This is a genomic window from Streptomyces sp. VRA16 Mangrove soil (genome assembly GCF_017377775.1).
Classification (GTDB): Bacteria; Actinomycetota; Actinomycetes; order Streptomycetales; family Streptomycetaceae; genus Streptomyces.
The window spans coordinates 35,069-52,099 of the sequence record NZ_JAFVLN010000024.1 but is presented as its reverse complement, the minus strand read 5'-3'; the positions used below and the strand labels follow the sequence as shown (position 1 = coordinate 52,099).

Annotated in this window: 13 protein-coding genes and 4 tRNA genes; 8 read left to right on the top strand and 9 right to left on the bottom strand. The window is 70.1% G+C overall.

The annotated features are described in order from the left end of the window. Positions 1 to 61 precede the first annotated feature (61 nt). The 3 genes from J3486_RS39870 (at position 62) to J3486_RS39860 (ending at position 352) form a co-directional block, all read left to right on the top strand. Positions 62 to 134, top strand: a tRNA-Glu gene (locus tag J3486_RS39870). A 46-nt stretch (positions 135 to 180) separates the two neighbouring features. Beyond that, positions 181 to 255, top strand: a tRNA-Asp gene (locus tag J3486_RS39865). A 23-nt stretch (positions 256 to 278) separates the two neighbouring features. Beyond that, a tRNA-Phe gene (locus tag J3486_RS39860) sits at positions 279 to 352 on the top strand. 76 nt (positions 353 to 428) lie between these two features. Here the strand turns inward: J3486_RS39860 and J3486_RS39855 are convergent. Beyond that, positions 429 to 1,550 (bottom strand): ABC transporter permease, encoded by a 1,122-nt coding sequence (locus J3486_RS39855; protein WP_207828911.1) that lies wholly within the window; start codon positions 1,548 to 1,550, stop codon positions 429 to 431. Positions 1,551 to 1,675: 125 nt separating this feature from the next. Here J3486_RS39855 and hrpA point away from each other — a divergent pair, with 125 nt between their 5' ends. The 3 genes from hrpA (at position 1,676) to J3486_RS39840 (ending at position 6,409) form a co-directional block, all read left to right on the top strand. Next, positions 1,676 to 5,689, top strand: a complete 4,014-nt coding sequence (hrpA, locus tag J3486_RS39850; protein ID WP_207828909.1) for an ATP-dependent RNA helicase HrpA — start codon at positions 1,676 to 1,678, stop codon at positions 5,687 to 5,689. A gap of 105 nt (positions 5,690 to 5,794) precedes the next feature. Beyond that, positions 5,795 to 5,869: transfer RNA gene (locus J3486_RS39845), tRNA-Asp, on the top strand. Between the two features lie 330 nt (positions 5,870 to 6,199). Continuing rightward, positions 6,200 to 6,409 (top strand): DUF6274 family protein, encoded by a 210-nt coding sequence (locus J3486_RS39840; RefSeq protein ID WP_207829000.1) that lies wholly within the window; start codon positions 6,200 to 6,202, stop codon positions 6,407 to 6,409. A gap of 490 nt (positions 6,410 to 6,899) precedes the next feature. Here the strand turns inward: J3486_RS39840 and bldC are convergent, their stop codons facing one another. Both bldC and J3486_RS39830 read right to left on the bottom strand, forming a co-directional pair. Further along, positions 6,900 to 7,106, bottom strand: a complete 207-nt coding sequence (gene bldC, locus J3486_RS39835; RefSeq protein ID WP_003949541.1) for a developmental transcriptional regulator BldC — start codon at positions 7,104 to 7,106, stop codon at positions 6,900 to 6,902. 476 nt (positions 7,107 to 7,582) lie between these two features. Beyond that, positions 7,583 to 8,434 (bottom strand): hypothetical protein, encoded by an 852-nt coding sequence (locus J3486_RS39830; RefSeq protein ID WP_207828907.1) that lies wholly within the window; start codon positions 8,432 to 8,434, stop codon positions 7,583 to 7,585. A gap of 232 nt (positions 8,435 to 8,666) precedes the next feature. Here J3486_RS39830 and J3486_RS39825 point away from each other — a divergent pair, with 232 nt between their 5' ends. Together J3486_RS39825 and J3486_RS39820 are read left to right on the top strand one after the other, a co-directional pair. After that, on the top strand, positions 8,667 to 9,773 hold the full coding sequence (locus J3486_RS39825; RefSeq protein WP_207828906.1) for a Glu/Leu/Phe/Val dehydrogenase: 1,107 nt from the start codon (positions 8,667 to 8,669) through the stop codon (positions 9,771 to 9,773). A 263-nt stretch (positions 9,774 to 10,036) separates the two neighbouring features. After that, on the top strand, positions 10,037 to 10,303 hold the full coding sequence (locus J3486_RS39820; RefSeq protein ID WP_207828905.1) for a DUF3073 domain-containing protein: 267 nt from the start codon (positions 10,037 to 10,039) through the stop codon (positions 10,301 to 10,303). Between the two features lie 118 nt (positions 10,304 to 10,421). Here the strand turns inward: J3486_RS39820 and purM are convergent, their stop codons facing one another. From purM to J3486_RS39790, 6 genes are all read right to left on the bottom strand, one after another. Next, the gene (gene purM / locus J3486_RS39815) at positions 10,422 to 11,519 is read right to left on the bottom strand and encodes a phosphoribosylformylglycinamidine cyclo-ligase (RefSeq protein ID WP_207828904.1); all 1,098 of its coding nucleotides are present in this window, start codon (positions 11,517 to 11,519) and stop codon (positions 10,422 to 10,424) included. Between the two features lie 32 nt (positions 11,520 to 11,551). Then, complete coding sequence (gene purF, locus J3486_RS39810) at positions 11,552 to 13,078, bottom strand: amidophosphoribosyltransferase (protein WP_207828903.1); 1,527 nt, start codon at positions 13,076 to 13,078, stop codon at positions 11,552 to 11,554. Between the two features lie 302 nt (positions 13,079 to 13,380). Continuing rightward, on the bottom strand, positions 13,381 to 14,217 hold the full coding sequence (locus J3486_RS39805) for an META domain-containing protein (protein WP_207828902.1): 837 nt from the start codon (positions 14,215 to 14,217) through the stop codon (positions 13,381 to 13,383). A 49-nt stretch (positions 14,218 to 14,266) separates the two neighbouring features. Continuing rightward, positions 14,267 to 15,061, bottom strand: a complete 795-nt coding sequence (locus J3486_RS39800; protein ID WP_207828901.1) for a maleylpyruvate isomerase family mycothiol-dependent enzyme — start codon at positions 15,059 to 15,061, stop codon at positions 14,267 to 14,269. Between the two features lie 10 nt (positions 15,062 to 15,071). Next, entirely contained in the window at positions 15,072 to 16,310 is a 1,239-nt protein-coding gene (locus J3486_RS39795) for a hypothetical protein (protein ID WP_307805138.1), read from the bottom strand. Between the two features lie 38 nt (positions 16,311 to 16,348). Further along, on the bottom strand, positions 16,349 to 16,990 hold the full coding sequence (locus tag J3486_RS39790; RefSeq protein ID WP_207828900.1) for a TetR/AcrR family transcriptional regulator: 642 nt from the start codon (positions 16,988 to 16,990) through the stop codon (positions 16,349 to 16,351). Positions 16,991 to 17,031: the final 41 nt, after the last annotated feature.

The window sequence follows — 17,031 nt, the reverse complement described above, 5'->3', positions numbered from 1 at the left end:
CCCGCATCCCATATGCTTCTCACGTCCCCGACGCGCTGCGAAGCGCGCAGGCGGGCCGATAGCCCTCATCGTCTAGCGGCCTAGGACGCCGCCCTTTCAAGGCGGTAGCACGGGTTCGAATCCCGTTGGGGGCACGCAAGATCGTGTGCGACACTGTTCGCAGATCGCACACAACAGCTTGGTCCTGTGGAGCAGTTTGGAGTGCTCGCCACCCTGTCAAGGTGGAGGCCGCGGGTTCAAATCCCGTCAGGACCGCTGAAGTTCCTCGTGAACTTCGTGGCTGGGTAGCTCAGTTGGTACGAGCGTCCGCCTGAAAAGCGGAAGGTCGCCGGTTCGACCCCGGCCCCAGCCACAAACAACACCCCCTCCGGGTTCGCCCGGAGGGGGTGTTCTCGTTTCCGGGGGCACCCGGGGCACCTGGGCACCTCTCACACCGCCGCCGCATGCAACGGCTGCGTCCCCCTGCCGCCCGGATGCCGGTGGCGCCAGAACCAGAACAGGGCCGATGAGAGCAGGGCCCAGCCGGTCAGGACCAGGAACGGGAAGGCGTGCTGGTGGCCCTGGAAGTAGACCGCCGTGTGCTGGGCGTTGACCGAGGCGCCCGGGGGCAGCCACTGGCCGAGGCGGCCGATGAACGTGGGCAGCAGCGGGGGCGCCACCGCTCCGCCCGACGCCGGGTTGCCGACCAGGACCAGCAGGCCCCAGGTCGGGATCATCGCCCAGCGGTGGAAGAACGTGTTGAACATCGTGAAGACCATCCCGCACGTGAACATCGTCAGCGCGAGGATCAGCCACGACTCCACGAACGGCAGATCGAGCGCGCCCAGGCCCCAGTCGACGACCGCCGCCACCGCGAACCCGCCGAGGAGTGCGTAGGCGATCGTGAACGCGATCCGCTCGGCCGGGTTCAGGCCGCGCGCGTGCACGCTCAGCTGGATCGCCCCGACGAAGCCGATGATCACGGCCGCGAGCGAGATGTAGAAGATCGCCAGGCCCCGCGGGTCGCCGCTCTGCAAGGGCTTCAGGTCCTTCACGGTCACCGGGATGCCGGTCTCCCGGGCGACCTGCGGCGCCGACTCCGTGAAGACCTGGGCGACCGAGGCGCCGGAGGCGCTGGAGACGTCCAGTTCGACCCGGGCGCCGTTGTCCCGGACGTCCAGGACCGCGTAGATCCGCTGCTCGTCGATGGCGGACCGGGCCGCCTCCCCGCTCGCGTAGTGCTTGAGGTCGAGCTGCGCGTCCAGCGCCTGCTCCATCGCGGCGACGAACTGGCTGCGCCGCGCCGCGTCCCGCTCGCCGGTGACGCCGGTCGGGATGTGGTGCGGGGTCGGGTTCGCCATGGAGTACGTGTACGAGGCCGCGAACAGCGCCGCCGCCGCGGCCAGGATGAAGACGAGCACGAGCGCGGGCCGGAACGGGGACTTCTTGAAGTTCGCCCAGCGGTCCGCCCGCGTCGGCGGCCGGCCGTGCGCACCGTGCGCCGCAGGCTCCGCCCTCTCCTCGTGCGGCGGATGGGGGCGCGGCTGTTCCTCGTCGGGCGTGGGCGACATAGCTGCACGCTAAAACAGACATAAGCCGCATACATCCCGAGAGTCGCCCCGGCGACCCCGCTCCGCCCCGGCCGCGCCAAAACCGTTCGCCACGGATTTCCCCGAGGTGAGATCCTGGAGCACGTATGTCTACGCAGCCTGCTCCCGCCGCCGATCAGTTCGCCGCCGTAGCGCGGCGGCTGTCCGAGCTGTCCCTTCGTGACGCGCACCGGCTCGGGCGCAGACTCGAAGGTGCCCGCAAGATCCGCAAGCCCGAGGCCCGCGCCGCCGTCATGGCGGAGATCGAGGCCGAGGCCGAGAAGGCCGGGGTCCGCACGGCCGTACGCCGGGAGCGCCGCGCCGCCCTCGACGTCACGTACCCGGACCAGCTCCCGGTCAGCCAGAAGAAGGACGAGATCGCCGACGCGATCCGCGACCACCAGGTCGTGATCGTCGCCGGTGAGACCGGTTCCGGAAAGACGACGCAGATCCCGAAGATCTGTCTCGACCTCGGGCGCGGTGTGCGCGGCATGATCGGCCACACCCAGCCCCGCCGGATCGCCGCCCGTACGGTCGCCGAGCGCGTCGCCGACGAGCTGCACACCCCGCTGGGCGAGGCCGTCGGCTGGAAGGTCCGCTTCACCGACCAGGTCGACCAGGACGCGACCTTCGTGAAGCTGATGACGGACGGCATCCTGCTCGCCGAGATCCAGACGGACCGCGAGCTGCGCGCCTACGACACGATCATCATCGACGAGGCCCACGAGCGGTCTCTCAACATCGACTTCCTGCTCGGCTATCTGGCCCAGCTGCTGCCGAAGCGCCCCGACCTCAAGGTCGTCATCACCTCGGCGACCATCGACCCCGAGCGCTTCGCACGGCACTTCGGGGACGCCCCGATCGTCGAGGTCAGCGGGCGTACGTACCCGGTGGAGGTGCGCTACCGCCCCCTCCTGGAGGAGGAGTCGGACGACTCCGACCGCGACCAGATCACCGCGATCACGGACGCGTGCGAGGAGCTCATGGCGGAAGGCCAGGGCGACATACTCGTCTTCCTCTCCGGCGAGCGCGAGATCCGCGACACCGCGGACGCCCTGGAGAAGAAGAAGTTCCGGTTCACCGAAGTGCTTCCGCTGTACGCGCGCCTCTCGCACGCCGAGCAGCACCGCGTGTTCCAGCGGCCCGGCGCGGGCACCGTCCGCAGGATCGTTCTCGCGACGAACGTCGCCGAGACGTCCCTGACCGTCCCCGGCATCAAGTACGTGATCGACCCGGGCACCGCCCGCATCTCCCGCTACTCGCACCGTACGAAGGTGCAGCGGCTGCCCATCGAGCCCGTCAGCCAGGCCAGCGCCAACCAGCGCAAGGGCCGCTGCGGCCGTACGAGCGACGGCATCTGCATCCGTCTGTACTCCGAGGACGACTTCCTCGCCCGCCCGGAGTTCACGGACGCGGAGATCCTGCGCACCAACCTCGCCTCCGTCATCCTCCAGATGACCGCGGCCGGACTCGGCGACATCGAGAAGTTCCCCTTCATCGACCCGCCGGACCACCGCAACATCCGCGACGGCGTCCAACTCCTCCAGGAACTGGGCGCGTTGGACCCCAGCGAGAAGGACGTACGCAAGCGGCTCACCCAGCAGGGGCGCAAGCTCTCCCAGCTGCCCGTCGACCCGCGGCTGGCCCGCATGGTCCTGGAGGCCGACAAGAACGGCTGCGTCCGCGAGGTCATGGTGATCGCGGCCGCGCTCTCCATCCAGGACCCGCGCGAGCGCCCGTCCGACAAGCAGCAGCAGGCCGACCAGCAGCACGCCCGCTTCAAGGACGAGACCAGCGACTTCCTCGCGTTCCTGAACCTGTGGCGGTACGTGCGCGAGCAGCAGAAGGAGCTCGGCTCCTCGGCCTTCCGCCGGATGTGCAAGCGCGAGTACCTGAACTTCCTGCGCATCCGCGAGTGGCAGGACATCTACACGCAGCTGCGCACGGTCGCCAAGCAGATGGGCATCCATCTCAACGACGCCGACGCCGCCGGCGACTCGATCCACGTCTCCCTGCTCTCCGGACTCCTCTCCCACATCGGGATGAAGGACGTGAAGGAGTCCAAGGAGTCGCAGGCCAAGGACCCCAAGCAGGCGGGCCGCGACCGGGGGCGCAACGAGTACATCGGCGCCCGCAACGCGAAGTTCGCGATCTTCCCCGGCTCGGCCCTCTTCAAGAAGCCCCCGCGCTTCGTGATGTCGGCGGAGCTGGTGGAGACCAGCCGGCTCTGGGCGCGCGTGAACGCGAAGATCGAGCCCGAGTGGGTCGAGCCGCTCGCCGGGCACCTCCTCAAGCGCACGTACAGCGAACCGCACTGGGAGAAGGACCAGGCGGCCGTGATGGCGTACGAGAAGGTCACGCTGTACGGCGTCCCGATCGTCGCCCAGCGGAAGATCAACTACGGTCGCGTCGACCCGGAGATCTCCCGCGAGCTGTTCATCCGCAACGCGCTGGTCGAGGGCGACTGGCGTACGCACCACAAGTTCTTCGCCGACAACCGCAAACTCCTCACCGAGGTCGAGGAGTTGGAGCACCGGGCGCGCCGCCGCGACATCGTCGTGGACGACGACACCCTCTACGACTTCTACGACCAGCGGGTGCCGCAGGACGTCGTGTCCGGCGCGCACTTCGACTCCTGGTGGAAGAACAAGAAGCGCGAGGAGCCCGAACTCCTCGACTTCGAGCGCTCGATGCTGATCCGCGAGTCGGCGGAGGCGGTCACCAAGGCCGACTACCCGGACTCGTGGCGCCAGGGCGCGCTCAAGTTCCGGGTGACGTACCAGTTCGAGCCGGGCGCGGACGCCGACGGTGTCACCGTCCACATCCCGCTCCAGGTGCTCAACCAGGTCACCGACGAGGGCTTCGACTGGCAGATCCCGGGCCTGCGCGAGGACGTGGTCGTCGAGCTGATCCGGTCACTGCCCAAGCCGATCCGCCGCAACTACGTACCGGCGCCGAACTACGCGAAGGCGTTCCTGGAGCGGGCCGTGCCCCTGCAGGAGCCGCTGCCCACGACGCTCGCCCGCGAGTTGCAGCGCATGGTCGGTGTCCCGGTGAAGGCCGACGACTTCGACCTCGCACGCGTACCCGACCACCTGAAGATCACCTTCCGGATCGTCGACGAGCGGCGCCGCAAGCTCGCCGAGGACAAGGACCTGGAGGCCCTGAAGCTCCAGCTGAAGCCGAAGGCGCGCCAGGCCATCTCCAAGGCGGCGGCCGCCACCGCCGAGCGCGCCGGCGGCCCGTCCGTCGAGCGCAAGGGCCTCACGGACTGGACGATCGGCACGCTCTCGAAGGTCTTCGAGACGCGCCGGGCGGGCCAGCCGGTGAAGGCGTTCCCCGCGCTCGTCGACGACGGGGACACCGTGTCCGTACGGCTCTTCGACAGCGAGGCCGAGCAGGCGCAGGCCATGTGGAAGGGCACGCGCCGGCTCATCCTGCGCAACATCCCGGTGAACCCGGCGAAGTTCGCCTCGGACAAGCTGAACAACGCGGCGAAGCTCGCCCTGTCGGCGAACCCGCACGGCTCCGTCCAGGCCCTCTTCGACGACTGCGCGACGGCGGCGGCGGACAAGCTCATCGCGGACTTCGGCGGCCCGGCCTGGGACGAGGAGTCGTACCGCAAGCTCTACGAGAAGGTGCGCGCGGAGATCGTCGACACGACGGTGCGCACGGTCGGGCAGGTGCAGCAGGTGCTGGCCGCCTGGCAGGCCTGTGAGCGCCGTCTGAAGTCCACGCGGAGCCCGGCGCTGCTCGCCAACCTCCAGGACGTCCGCACGCAGTTGGACGCCCTTGTGAAGCCCGGCTTCGTCACGGCGACGGGCATCCGGCGCCTGGGCGACCTGATGCGCTATCTGACCGCGGCCGACCGGCGCCTGCAGCAGATGCCGGCCGGCGCCCAGCGGGACACCACCCGCATGGAGAAGGTCCACGAGATGCAGGACGAGTACGCCTGGCTCCTTGAGCAGATGCCGCAGGGCCGGCCCGTGCCGCAGGAGGTCCTGGACATCCGCTGGATGATCGAGGAGCTCCGCGTCAGCTATTTCGCGCACGCGCTGGGCACGGCGTACCCCGTCTCGGACAAGCGGATCGTGAAGGCGATCGACGCCCAAGTGCCGTAGCGGGGCCGTGTCCGGGCGGGCACGTTCGGTGAGTTCGACCGGATGGCCTGCACTGCTGTACAGTCCTTCTCGCAGCGCAGGAAAGAACAAAGCGCCGCGAAACCTGGTCCTGTGGAGCAGTTTGGAGTGCTCGCCACCCTGTCAAGGTGGAGGCCGCGGGTTCAAATCCCGTCAGGACCGCAGTAGATCGAGGCCCGCACCGAATCGGTGCGGGCCTCGGTCGTTCCCGGAGGCCGCGCCCGTGGTGGAGCCACGGCCGGCACGGCACATCCCGTCAGGACCGCAGGAGATGAAGGCCCGCACCGTTCGGTGCGGGCCTTTGCCGTTCACGGGCCAGGCCGCGGCCCCCGGATCCACGGCTGCGCCGCGCGGGCGCGGGCGCGAGCGCCCCCCGACGGGACCCCCGCCCTGCGCCGCACCGCCCAACCCGCCCCCGCAGCCCGCCTTGACGCCGCCCGGCCCTCCCGGTACGCCAGAACGACAACCCGGCGAGCGGCCTGGAGGCGACACATGGCGGCACCCCGACATGAGACGCGAGCCCTGTTGCGCGCCCATCTCGCCGCCGCCTCCGGCCATCGCCACTTCACCCGGCACTGCCCCGTCTGCCACCGCCTGCTGCGGCTCGCCATGGATCCCGCCGCCGACCCCGCCCCAGAGGCCCTGGAGGGCTGCGAGGGCGCCCTGGAGGGCGACGGGGACGAAAGTCCCCCGAAGGCGTGACCAAAGCCGACCCACGGGGCACGCAACTGGTGGGAGCCTGAAGAGGACTGATGAGAAGTCGGTGGCGTGCGGGCCCGCGGACTCCACTAGCGCACGGGCGTCACCTGCAACAAGCTTCGGGGCGTGTGACGGGTGTCACCGAACGAGTTTTGGAAACACCGTTTCTTACACCCCTCCTACAACTGCTCAATTTAATATGTGCAATTGCACCACCCTCACAGGTGCCCTCCAGGGACCGATCAAGGTTCGACAAGAGCACGCACAGATCCCCGCTCCAGGGCGCCCGACGCGCACAAAAAAGATCGCGCTGGACCCGGCGGAGTCCAGCGCGATCGACGACGCGCCCGAGATGCAGTGGAGATGACGCTTCAGGGGCTCTTCAGAAGAAGGGGGCCTGTTGGGGCAGGTCCCGCGTCATGTGGAGCTATGGGGTGGGCGCGATCGGGTTGGGGGACCCGGAACGCCCGGTATTGCTGTGTGATGCGGTGCCTCAGGCCTCGCTGCGCTGCTGGGGGATACCCGCCAGCAGTGCGCGGACCTCGGCCTCGCGGTAACGGCGGTGTCCGCCGAGCGTGCGGATCGACGTGAGCTTGCCAGCCTTCGCCCAGCGCGTGACCGTCTTGGGGTCGACGCGGAACATCGTGGCGACCTCGGCGGGGGTCAGCAGCGGCTCGGCATCAGGGGTGCGAGCGGTCATGAGCGGCCTCCTCGGGAGAACCGAACCTTCTCGGTTCTTTCCTTTAAATTCTGCACCTTGACCCGCGTTGCCCGATATGGCGGACACGGGTCGAGTCGGTTATAGGACGAACGGCTTGTCCTCGGCACTACAACTACACCATCCGTCCAGCCGCGTCGGCCAAACCGATGGAATTGCCCTCCCAGGTGTTCATCAGCGACGGAAGCCGATGGACCATGCCATAGCGGACAGTCACGCCACAGTGACGATCAGTCACAGAGCGATCAGGAGTCATCAGACCCCCCACAGACAGTGCAATGCTGAGTAATCCGTCCATGGTTGGACTTAGTTGGACGGATGGAGCCCTCCCCGGACTCCTTGTCCTATTTTGGCACGAGGAGGGGTGATCGGCGCAAGGGCCCAGTAAGTGCAGTCCGTCACGCTTGAGACAAAAGCCCGGATCGGGACCTAGGTCCTTAAGACCCGTGCGCAGGCCGTCAGTTGGCGTACTGCCGGTCCCGCACCGCCCGCCAGCGCTCCACGAGCCGCGCGTACGCCTCGCCCGCGCCGTCCCCGTCACCGGAGCGCAGCGCCGCGATGCCCTCGGCCACGTCCGCCGCCGAGTGGTCCTCGTCGAGGTGGCCGGCCGGCAGGGCGTGCACGAGTCCGCCGTAGTCGAGCTCGACGTACGAACGGGGGTGGAACTCCTCCAGCCAGCGCCCCACGTCTACCAGGCCCTCGATGAGCGGCCCCTCGTCGATCGCGTCCCGCAGCGCCCTCAGCCCGCGCGCCACCCGGCGCCGGGCCTGCACCATCGGGGTCCGGTAGCGCAGATACGGTTCACCGGCCCCGCCCTCGCCGATCTTCGGCTCGTACTCCCGCTCCTCGTCGGCGACCAGCACGAACCAGTTCAGCGGCACCTGCCAGATCGACGTACGGATCCACGGCCGGGCGTCCGGGTTGCGCTCCAGCCAGCGCTCGTAGTCGGCGGCCGCCTGCCGGCGCACCACCGGCGGCAGGACCGCGTCCAGGACCGGGGACGGCAGCTGCTCCGGCAGCTCGCCCAGCGCCTGCCAGCCGCGCAGCCGGGTCCGCCACGGGCAGACGCACAGCACGCCCTCCACCTCGATCACGAACGCGTCGTCGCTCTCGTGCACCGGCACCGCGACCGGCGGGGTGGGCAGCAAGTCGGCCAAAGAGCGGCGGAGTTCGTCCTGGTACGACGGACGCCGCTCACGGCGCGCGTAACGCTCCCAGTGGCCGCGCTCCGGCTGCGGGAAGGCCGCGAGGGGTTCGTAGACGCGCAGATACGCCGCGTACGGGACGGTCACCGAGGACACCTTGGGCACGGCTGCTCCCTCCCCCGCCCGAAGGCTGGAAAACACTGCAAATCGTCCCACGACACGGCCCGGCGGGATTCGACCGTACGTCCACGGCACTCCGACGCGAGAGAGTGATCCTCGGCACTGCGGCCATGACGGGCACGTCCACGCTCTAATCTCTTGCTCACGCACCACCCGGACGCCCGCCACCCGCACGGGAATCCGCTCAATCGCCGCTACGTACTTGGGAGTCACCACAGTGACCGATGTGACCGGCGCGCCTGCTGAAGACGTCCTGCACACCCTCTTCCACTCGGAACAAGGGGGCCACGAGCAGGTCGTTCTCTGCCAGGACCGGGCCAGCGGCCTCAAGGCCGTCATCGCCCTCCACAACACCGCCCTGGGCCCGGCCCTCGGCGGCACCCGTTTCTACCCGTACGCCTCCGAGGCGGAGGCCGTCGCCGACGCGCTGAACCTCGCGCGCGGCATGTCGTACAAGAACGCCATGGCCGGGCTCGACCACGGCGGCGGCAAGGCCGTGATCATCGGGGACCCGGACCTGATCAAGAGCGAGGAGCTGCTGCTCGCCTACGGCCGGTTCGTCGCCTCGCTCGGCGGGCGCTACGTGACGGCCTGCGACGTCGGCACGTACGTGGCCGACATGGACGTCGTCGCCCGTGAATGCCGCTGGACCACCGGCCGCTCCCCCGAGAACGGCGGGGCCGGCGACTCGTCCGTCCTCACCGCCTTCGGCGTCTTCCAGGGCATGCGGGCCAGCGCCCAGCACCTGTGGGGCGACCCGACGCTGCGCGGCCGCAGGGTCGGCATCGCGGGCGTGGGCAAGGTCGGCCGCCACCTCGTCGAGCATCTGCTGGAGGACGGGGCGGAGGTCGTGATCACCGATGTGCGGGCGGAGTCCGTGCGCGGGATCACCGACCGGCACCCCGAGGTCTCCGTCGCCGCCGACACGGACGCGCTGATCAGGGGCGCCGGGGTCGGCGACCTCGACATCTACGCTCCCTGCGCGCTGGGCGGCGCCCTCAACGACGACTCCGTTCCCGTGCTGACCGCGAAGGTGGTGTGCGGCGCCGCCAACAACCAGCTCGCGCACCCGGGCGTCGAGAAGGACCTCGCCGACCGCGGGATCCTCTACGCGCCGGACTACGTGGTCAACGCGGGCGGGGTCATCCAGGTCGCCGACGAGCTGCACGGTTTCGACTTCGACCGGTGCAAAGCCAAGGCCGCGAAGATCTTCGACACCACGATTTCGATCTTCGCTCGCGCAAAGGCGGACGGCATTCCGCCGGCCGCGGCGGCCGACCGGATCGCCGAACAGCGGATGGCGGAGGCCCGCGGCCGCGCATGATCGCGGCGGTGGGGTAACGAGAGTCACTCCCCCCGGCGGGTCGCCCGCCAAGAAGAGGTTAAAATCGCAGCTGACCAGCGAGGACGGGGCTCCTGGCTGGTCCTGCGCACAGGCGCGTCCTGCGGGCGACGTACCGTATGGGCGTGGGCTCAGGTACCGTGGAAGCCCTACGGACCGGTCTCTCCACGGAGAGCCCGTTCCGGATCATGAACGCGTGTCAAGACTCTGGGGCCATGAAGCCCCATCACCGAGGGGGTCGAGCCATGGGGCGCGGCCGGGCCAAGGCCAAGCAGACGAAGGTCGCCCGCCAGCTGAAGTACAACAGCGGCGGGACTGACCTGTCGCGTCTGGCCAACGAGCTGGGCGCATCCACGTCGGATCCAGTGTCGAATCAGCCGCCGAACGGCGAGCCTTTCGAGGATGACGACGAGGAAGACGACCCGTACGCCCGCTACGCGGATATGTACAACGACGATGAGGACGACGGCTCCGACGAGTCCGGTCCTTCGTCGCAGCGCCGCGGCGCTTGACCTCGTAGCACTTCCAGCACGTAACTGATTTCTACGGTCTGATTTCTGATTACTGCTGCACTCACCCGGTCCGGGGTGGTCACCACGCCGGACCGGGTTTTGTGCTGCCCCGAGGGGCTCAGCTCGCGTAGTCACCGATGAGCTCGGCACCGGTCGCGTGGTCGCCGCGGTCGGTGATCTCGCCGGCCACCCAGGAGTCCACGCCGCGGTCGGCGAGGGTCGCGAGGGCCACGTCCACCGACTCCTGCGGGACGATCGCCATCATGCCGACGCCCATGTTCAGCGTCTTCTCCAGCTCCAGGCGCTCCACCTGGCCGGCCTTGCCGACGAGGTCGAAGATCGCGTCCGGGGCCCAGGTGGCGCGGTCGACCGTGGCGTGCAGGCCGTCCGGGATCACCCGGGCCAGGTTGGCCGCGAGGCCGCCGCCGGTGATGTGGCTGTAGGCGTGCACCTGGGTGGTGCTGGTGAGGGAGAGGCAGTCCAGGGAGTAGATCTTCGTCGGCTCCAGGAGCTCCTCGCCCAGCGTGCGGCCGAGCTCGTCCACGTGCTGGTCCAGGGACATCCCGGCGCGGTCGAAGAGGACGTGGCGGACCAGCGAGTACCCGTTCGAGTGAAGACCGGAGGACGCCATGGCGATCACCGCGTCACCCTTACGGATACGGTCCGGGCCCAGCAGGTTGTCGTACTCCACGACGCCCGTACCGGCGCCCGCGACGTCGAAGTCGTCCGGGCCGAGCAGACCCGGGTGCTCCGCCGTCTCGCCGCCGACGAGGGCGCAGCCCGCGAGGACGCAGCCCTCGGCGATGCCCTTCACGATGGCGGCGACGCGCTCCGGGTGGACCTTGCCGACACAGATGTAGTCGGTCATGAAGAGCGGCTCGGCGCCGCACACCACGATGTCGTCCATGACCATCGCCACGAGGTCGTGGCCGATCGTGTCGTAGACGCCCATCTGGCGCGCGATGTCGACCTTCGTGCCGACGCCGTCGGTCGCGGAGGCCAGGAGCGGACGCTCGTACTTCTTGAGGGCGGAGGCGTCGAAGAGTCCGGCGAAGCCGCCGAGGCCACCGAGGACCTCGGGGCGCTGCGTCTTCTTCACCCACTCCTTCATCAGCTCTACGGCGCGGTCACCGGCTTCGATGTCGACGCCCGCGGACGCGTAGGAAGCACCGGAGGTGCCCGTCGACGGAGTCGACTGATCAGACACAGGAGACATTGCCTGGGATCTTTCGCTTGGTGATACGGGGTCTACGGGCGACGGATCGCGTCGGACGCAGCCGTGGCGGCGGGACCCGCGGCCAGTTCCGTCTCCAGGAGCTGCTTGCCCAGCAGCTCGGGGTCGGGCAGCTCCATCGGGTACTCGCCGTCGAAGCACGCGCGGCAGAGGTTCGGCTTGTCGATGGTGGTGGCCTCGATCATGCCGTCGATGGAGATGTACGAGAGGGAGTCCGCCCCGAGGGAGGTGCCGATCTCGTCGACCGTCATGCCGTTGGCGATGAGCTCGGCGCGGGTCGCGAAGTCGATGCCGAAGAAGCACGGCCACTTCACGGGCGGCGAGGAGATCCGGATGTGGACCTCGGCGGCGCCGGCCTCGCGGAGCATGCGGACCAGGGCGCGCTGGGTGTTGCCGCGCACGATCGAGTCGTCGACGACGACCAGGCGCTTGCCCTTGATGACTTCCTTGAGCGGGTTCAGCTTCAGACGGATACCGAGCTGGCGGATCGTCTGGGAGGGCTGGATGAAGGTGCGGCCCACATAGGCGTTCTTCACCAGGCCCGCGCCGAACGGGATGCCGGACGCCTCCGCGTATCCGATCGCGGCGGGGGTGCCGGATTCCGGAGTCGCTATGACGAGGTCGGCCTCGGCCGGCGCCTCCTTGGCAAGGCGGCGGCCCATCTCCACACGCGAGAGATAGACGTTGCGGCCCGCGATGTCCGTGTCGGGACGGGCCAGATAGACGTACTCGAAGACACAGCCCTTGGGCTTTGCTTCGGCGAAGCGCGAGGTTCGCAGGCCGTTCTCGTCGATGGCGACGAACTCGCCCGGCTCGATCTCGCGCACGAAGCTGGCGCCGCAGATGTCGAGGGCGGCGGACTCCGAGGCGACGACCCAGCCGCGCTCCAGGCGGCCGAGGACCAGCGGGCGGATGCCCTGCGGGTCGCGGGCGGCGTACAGCGTGTGCTCGTCCATGTAGACGAGGGAGAAGGCGCCCTTGACCTGGGGCAGCACCTTGGCGGCTGCCTCCTCGACGGTCAGCGGCTTGCCGTCGTCGTCGACCTGGCCGGCGAGCAGCGCCGTGACCAGGTCGGTGTCGTTGGTGGCCGCCACCTGCGTGGCGCGGCCGTTCTCCTTGGGGAGGGCGGCGACCATCTCGGCGAGCTGCGCCGTGTTGACCAGGTTGCCGTTGTGGCCGAGCGCGATCGAGCCGTGCGCGGTGGCACGGAACGTCGGCTGGGCGTTCTCCCAGACGGAGGCTCCGGTGGTCGAGTAGCGGGCGTGACCGACCGCGATATGACCTTGGAGGGAACCGAGAGAGGTTTCGTCGAAGACCTGGGAGACAAGTCCCATGTCCTTGAAGACGAGGATCTGGGAGCCGTTGCTGACCGCGATTCCCGCGGATTCCTGACCCCGATGCTGGAGGGCGTAGAGCCCGAAGTACGTGAGCTTTGCGACCTCTTCGCCGGGCGCCCAGACACCGAAGACGCCGCAAGCGTCCTGGGGGCCTTTCTCGCCGGGGAGTAGATCGTGATTGAGTCGACCGTCACCACGTGGCACGGCACCGAGTGTAGACGTGATCGACCACTGGTCCGAATTGGGGATATGGGGTTGGGCCGTTGACGGGCCGTGCTGGCCCCTGCGCGGGGGGCGCCGCGGCCCGTCGCGCGCACCTCGCCGCAGGGCCTCCGCGCCCCGTGCCCCGGCCCGGTCACACGCCTCTGACCTGCGGCGATGCCCTGTAGGTCACGGACGGGGGCGCGCGCGGGACGCCGTGCGCGCCGAGTGTGACGGAAGTCGCTGCCGCGACGGCCGGACAGGGCGGGCCACGGGCGCCGGAGCCGGCGCAGCCGGACCCTCCGTCACCGTCCGGCGCTCAGGGTGATCCCGGTGCCGTCGGCCGCGGTGAGGGTGAGGCTGTCGCCCTGGATGTCGTACCCCGTCGTGCCGTGCAGCACGGCCCGCATCCGCTTCTCGACGTCCGCGGCCTCGCCGACGCAGCCCATCTTGGTGCTGGTGAGCGCGCCGAAGGTGATGTGCCCGTCCTTGACGGTGGCCGGGGCGCTGCCGCTGTTGCAGCCGAGGCGGGCGTCGACCCGGCCGTCCTTGGTGAAGACGAGGCGGGCCCGGCCCTCGGCCGCCTTCGGCAGGGACCGGGTGACGTCGTCGGCGCTCAGGCCCGTGACGTCCCACTTGGTGCCGACGAGCGCGGAGTCCTTCTCCTTGACCAGGTCGACCGTGGCGCCGTCGGCGCCGGTGAGGGTCAGCCGGTCGCTGCCGTGCGCCGTGACCCTGTTCTCGGCGGCGAGGGCGTGGGCGAGGGTCTTCTCGAAGGCGCGCTGCTTCTGGTCGGCGCAGTACATCTCCGTGACGGAGGTCCGGCCCAGGTCGACGGTGTCGCCGGCCAGCCGGGCGTGGGCGTCGAAGTGGTTGCAGCCGTAGTTGCCGCGCACCCGCCCGTCCGACACGAACTCGACGTAGGCGCCGCCCGGGGCCTTGGTCGTGGTGCCGTCCGCCGTCACGCTCCGCACGCTCCAGTGGACCCCTCCGACCGAGGCCCCCGCGATCTTCACCGAACCGGAGCCGGAGCCGGACTGCGGGCCGTGGGCCTTCTCGTTGCCGCAGGCCGTGGCCGTGGCGAGGGCGGCGACGGTCAGCGCGGCGAGGACAGGAGCGCGGGTGCTGCGTTGCGTGAACATGTCGATCCGACGGGACGGGCCCCGGGATCGGTTCCGCGCCCCGATCGATTCACGCCATGATCGGCAGCAGGCTCTCCAGGTCGGCCCGTTCGCCGCTGGCGCTGACCTGCGCGTCGTCGAGCGCCGTCTGCCAGGCCAGCCGTCCGGTGGCCAGCCGGATCCAGGTGAGCGGCTCGGTCTCGACGACGTTGGGCGGGGTGCCGCGGGTGTGCCGGGGGCCCTCGACGCACTGCACGACGGCGAACGGCGGGACGCGGACCTCGGTGGAGGCGCCGGGCGCCTTCAGGGCCAGGGCGTCGGCGAGCAGCCGGGTGCAGGCGGCGAGCGCCTGCCGGTCGTACGGGATCGCGAGCGCGGGCAGCGCGTCGTTCAGGTCGTCGGTGTGGACGACCAGTTCGACGGTGCGGGTGACCAGGTAGTCGGCGAGGGTGAGGGCGCCGGTGCGGGTGGCGACGATCCGGTCGCCGGGCTCGTCGGCCAGGGCCTGCTCCAGGCGGACGGCGGCCTCGCCGTACAGCGCCGCGGGCTCCGCGCTCGCGGCGAGCTCGGTGACGTACGCGTCGATGTCCTGCGCGTACGGGGCCGAGGTCGTCGGCCAGACGGCGAGGGTGAGATCGGCCTTGGCCGGGGCGGGGGCGTCGAGGGCGCGCCCGACGGCGTTCACCGCCATCGTGATGTGCGCCGCCAGCTCCCGCACGGTCCACTCCCCGAGCCTCGTCGGCGCGGCGAGCTGCTCGGGCGTGAGCGACTCGACGGCGGTCCGTACGTGGCCGAACTGGGCCCGCACCGCGGTGCGGATCTTGGCGGGGTCGTAGCTGCGCGCGCGCTTCTTGGCCAAAGGCATGGGCGCGAGCCTAGCTTTCGCGGAAGGCCGTGGCGGAAGGAAAAGTGACCTTCGTGCAGCCGCGGCGGGCGGTGACGTCGGCGACGTAGGCGCGGAAGACCTTGGCCAGGCGCGGGGCCATCAGCCGGTCGTAGCCGTAGCCGAGGGTCATGGTGTGGATCTGGGGCCGGCCGTGGCACACGGAGGAGGCCCACCAGACGGGTTCGTCGTTGCTGCGGCCCGCCTTCCCGGGGGTCGCCGGGTCCGGGGCCTCGTCGTGACCGGGGCTGCTCAGCTGCACCTTCGTGGCGTCGGGCCCGGAGTACGTGTGCAGGGACGCGAAGTACTGGCCGGGGCGGCCGGGGTCGATGAGGCTCTCGTGCTCGGAGGCGTGCGCCGCGTAGAGGGATCTGGCGCGGCCGTCGCTGAGCAGCAGCCCGCACTGTTCGTCCCAGAGCTTCGCGTCCGTGCGGCTCTCCAGGACCTGGTCGGGGTAGCGGCTGTCGCGGGCGAGGCCCGACGCGGCGTACCAGGCGCAGGTGCCGTCGGCGCGGGCGGCGGCCACCGGGCCCTCGGGCAGGGCCGGTACGTCGTCGGGGGCGTCGGGCAGCCGTTGCGCGCAGCCGACGCGTGCGGCGAGGCGGTTGGCGGTGATGACGGCGGTCTCGGCGAGGACGTTCCGGTCGGAGTCACTGAGCTGCCCGCGCACGGTGAACGGGCGCCCGGGGTCCATGAGTTCGGCGCGCGCCCACAGTCCCTGGATGCGCTCGGTGCCCACCTTGCCGCCGGGGCGGGGGAGTCGGACCACGACACCGGTGTCGCCGACGAGGCCCGCGATGCCGCCGCCGAGCGGCTGGAACGGGTACGTCGGGCCGCCGTACGGGTCGAGGAGCTCCTCCAGCGGATCGTCGGCGATCACGTCGTTCGCCCCCGGGAGCACGCCCACCGCGCCGGTGAAGAACCAGCGTTCACCGCCGTCCGTGCCGTACTTCTCGCCCGCCTCGGAGCTGAACAGCTCACAGTCCTGACCCGATGTCAGGCCATCGGTCTGGATGGTGCCCTCGTCTGCGGCCCGGTGGGTGATCGTGCCCCCGGCCGGCGAGAGGGCGAGGACGCGACCGGGCGGGACCAGGCCCGCGCAGGCCGCGTCGATCCGGTGGCGGGCGCCGACGACCTGCCAGATCTCCGTGCCGCTCCAGCCGATGCCGCCGACGGCGGCCAGGCACAGCAGCACGTTGAAGGACTTCTGCAGGCGCTCCGGTATGCGCACCGTTCCCCCGTGTTCCTCGGCCGATGACGGACGCGCGCCTACGCTCGTACGGCGAAACCCTTCAGCCCCTGCTCCACCAGCGCGAAGGCCCGCCCGGCGCGCTCGGCGGCGGCCCCGGCGATCTCCTCCACCGGTTCGCCCGCGAGCAGCCGCCGGTGGTGATCGGAGATCAACGCGCTGCGCACACCCACCAGTTGGGCCGCGGCTACGGCGGACAGCAGCGGGTCGCCGGTCTCCTCGGTGAGCACCTCGGCCGCCCGCAGCTCGCTGCGCACCGACCACAGGTACGCGCGGCGCGTCAACGCCGGTGTGCTGGTGACGAGGTGGATCAGATCCAGCTGCCGCCGGTCGCCGCTCAGGCCGATCGACGGGTCGCGCGCCTCGACCATGGCGAGGAACTGCCGGTGGGCCGCGACGACCGCCGACTCCCCCGCCGCGCGCTCCCGCAGCGCGTTCGCCAGGTCCTCGATGTGCTCCTCCATGGGGCCCATGAGGAGGTCTTCCTTGGTCTTGAAGTAGTTGAAGACCGTCATCTTCGAGACCTCGGCGGCCTCGGCGATCTGCGCCACGGAGACCTGGTCGTAGCCGTGCTCCAGGAACAGGTCGACGGCCGTGCGCCAGACCTTGCGCGCCGTCTGCATCTTCTTGCGCTCGCGCAGCCCGAGCCCGTCGTCCGCCATGCCCGCACTGTACCAAGACGAAATTTGAGCCGGGATTAAAT

Coding starts and splice junctions, on each gene's coding strand:
- hrpA (WP_207828909.1), top strand. CDS start 1,676: ATGTCTACGCAGCCTGCTCCCGCCGCCGATCAGTTCGCCGCCGTAGCG.
- purM (WP_207828904.1), bottom strand. CDS start 11,519: ATGTCTCCTGTGTCTGATCAGTCGACTCCGTCGACGGGCACCTCCGGT.
- J3486_RS39790 (WP_207828900.1), bottom strand. CDS start 16,990: ATGGCGGACGACGGGCTCGGGCTGCGCGAGCGCAAGAAGATGCAGACG.
- J3486_RS39840 (WP_207829000.1), top strand. CDS start 6,200: ATGGCGGCACCCCGACATGAGACGCGAGCCCTGTTGCGCGCCCATCTC.
- J3486_RS39820 (WP_207828905.1), top strand. CDS start 10,037: ATGGGGCGCGGCCGGGCCAAGGCCAAGCAGACGAAGGTCGCCCGCCAG.
- bldC (WP_003949541.1), bottom strand. CDS start 7,106: ATGACCGCTCGCACCCCTGATGCCGAGCCGCTGCTGACCCCCGCCGAG.
- J3486_RS39855 (WP_207828911.1), bottom strand. CDS start 1,550: ATGTCGCCCACGCCCGACGAGGAACAGCCGCGCCCCCATCCGCCGCAC.
- J3486_RS39805 (WP_207828902.1), bottom strand. CDS start 14,217: ATGTTCACGCAACGCAGCACCCGCGCTCCTGTCCTCGCCGCGCTGACC.
- J3486_RS39800 (WP_207828901.1), bottom strand. CDS start 15,061: ATGCCTTTGGCCAAGAAGCGCGCGCGCAGCTACGACCCCGCCAAGATC.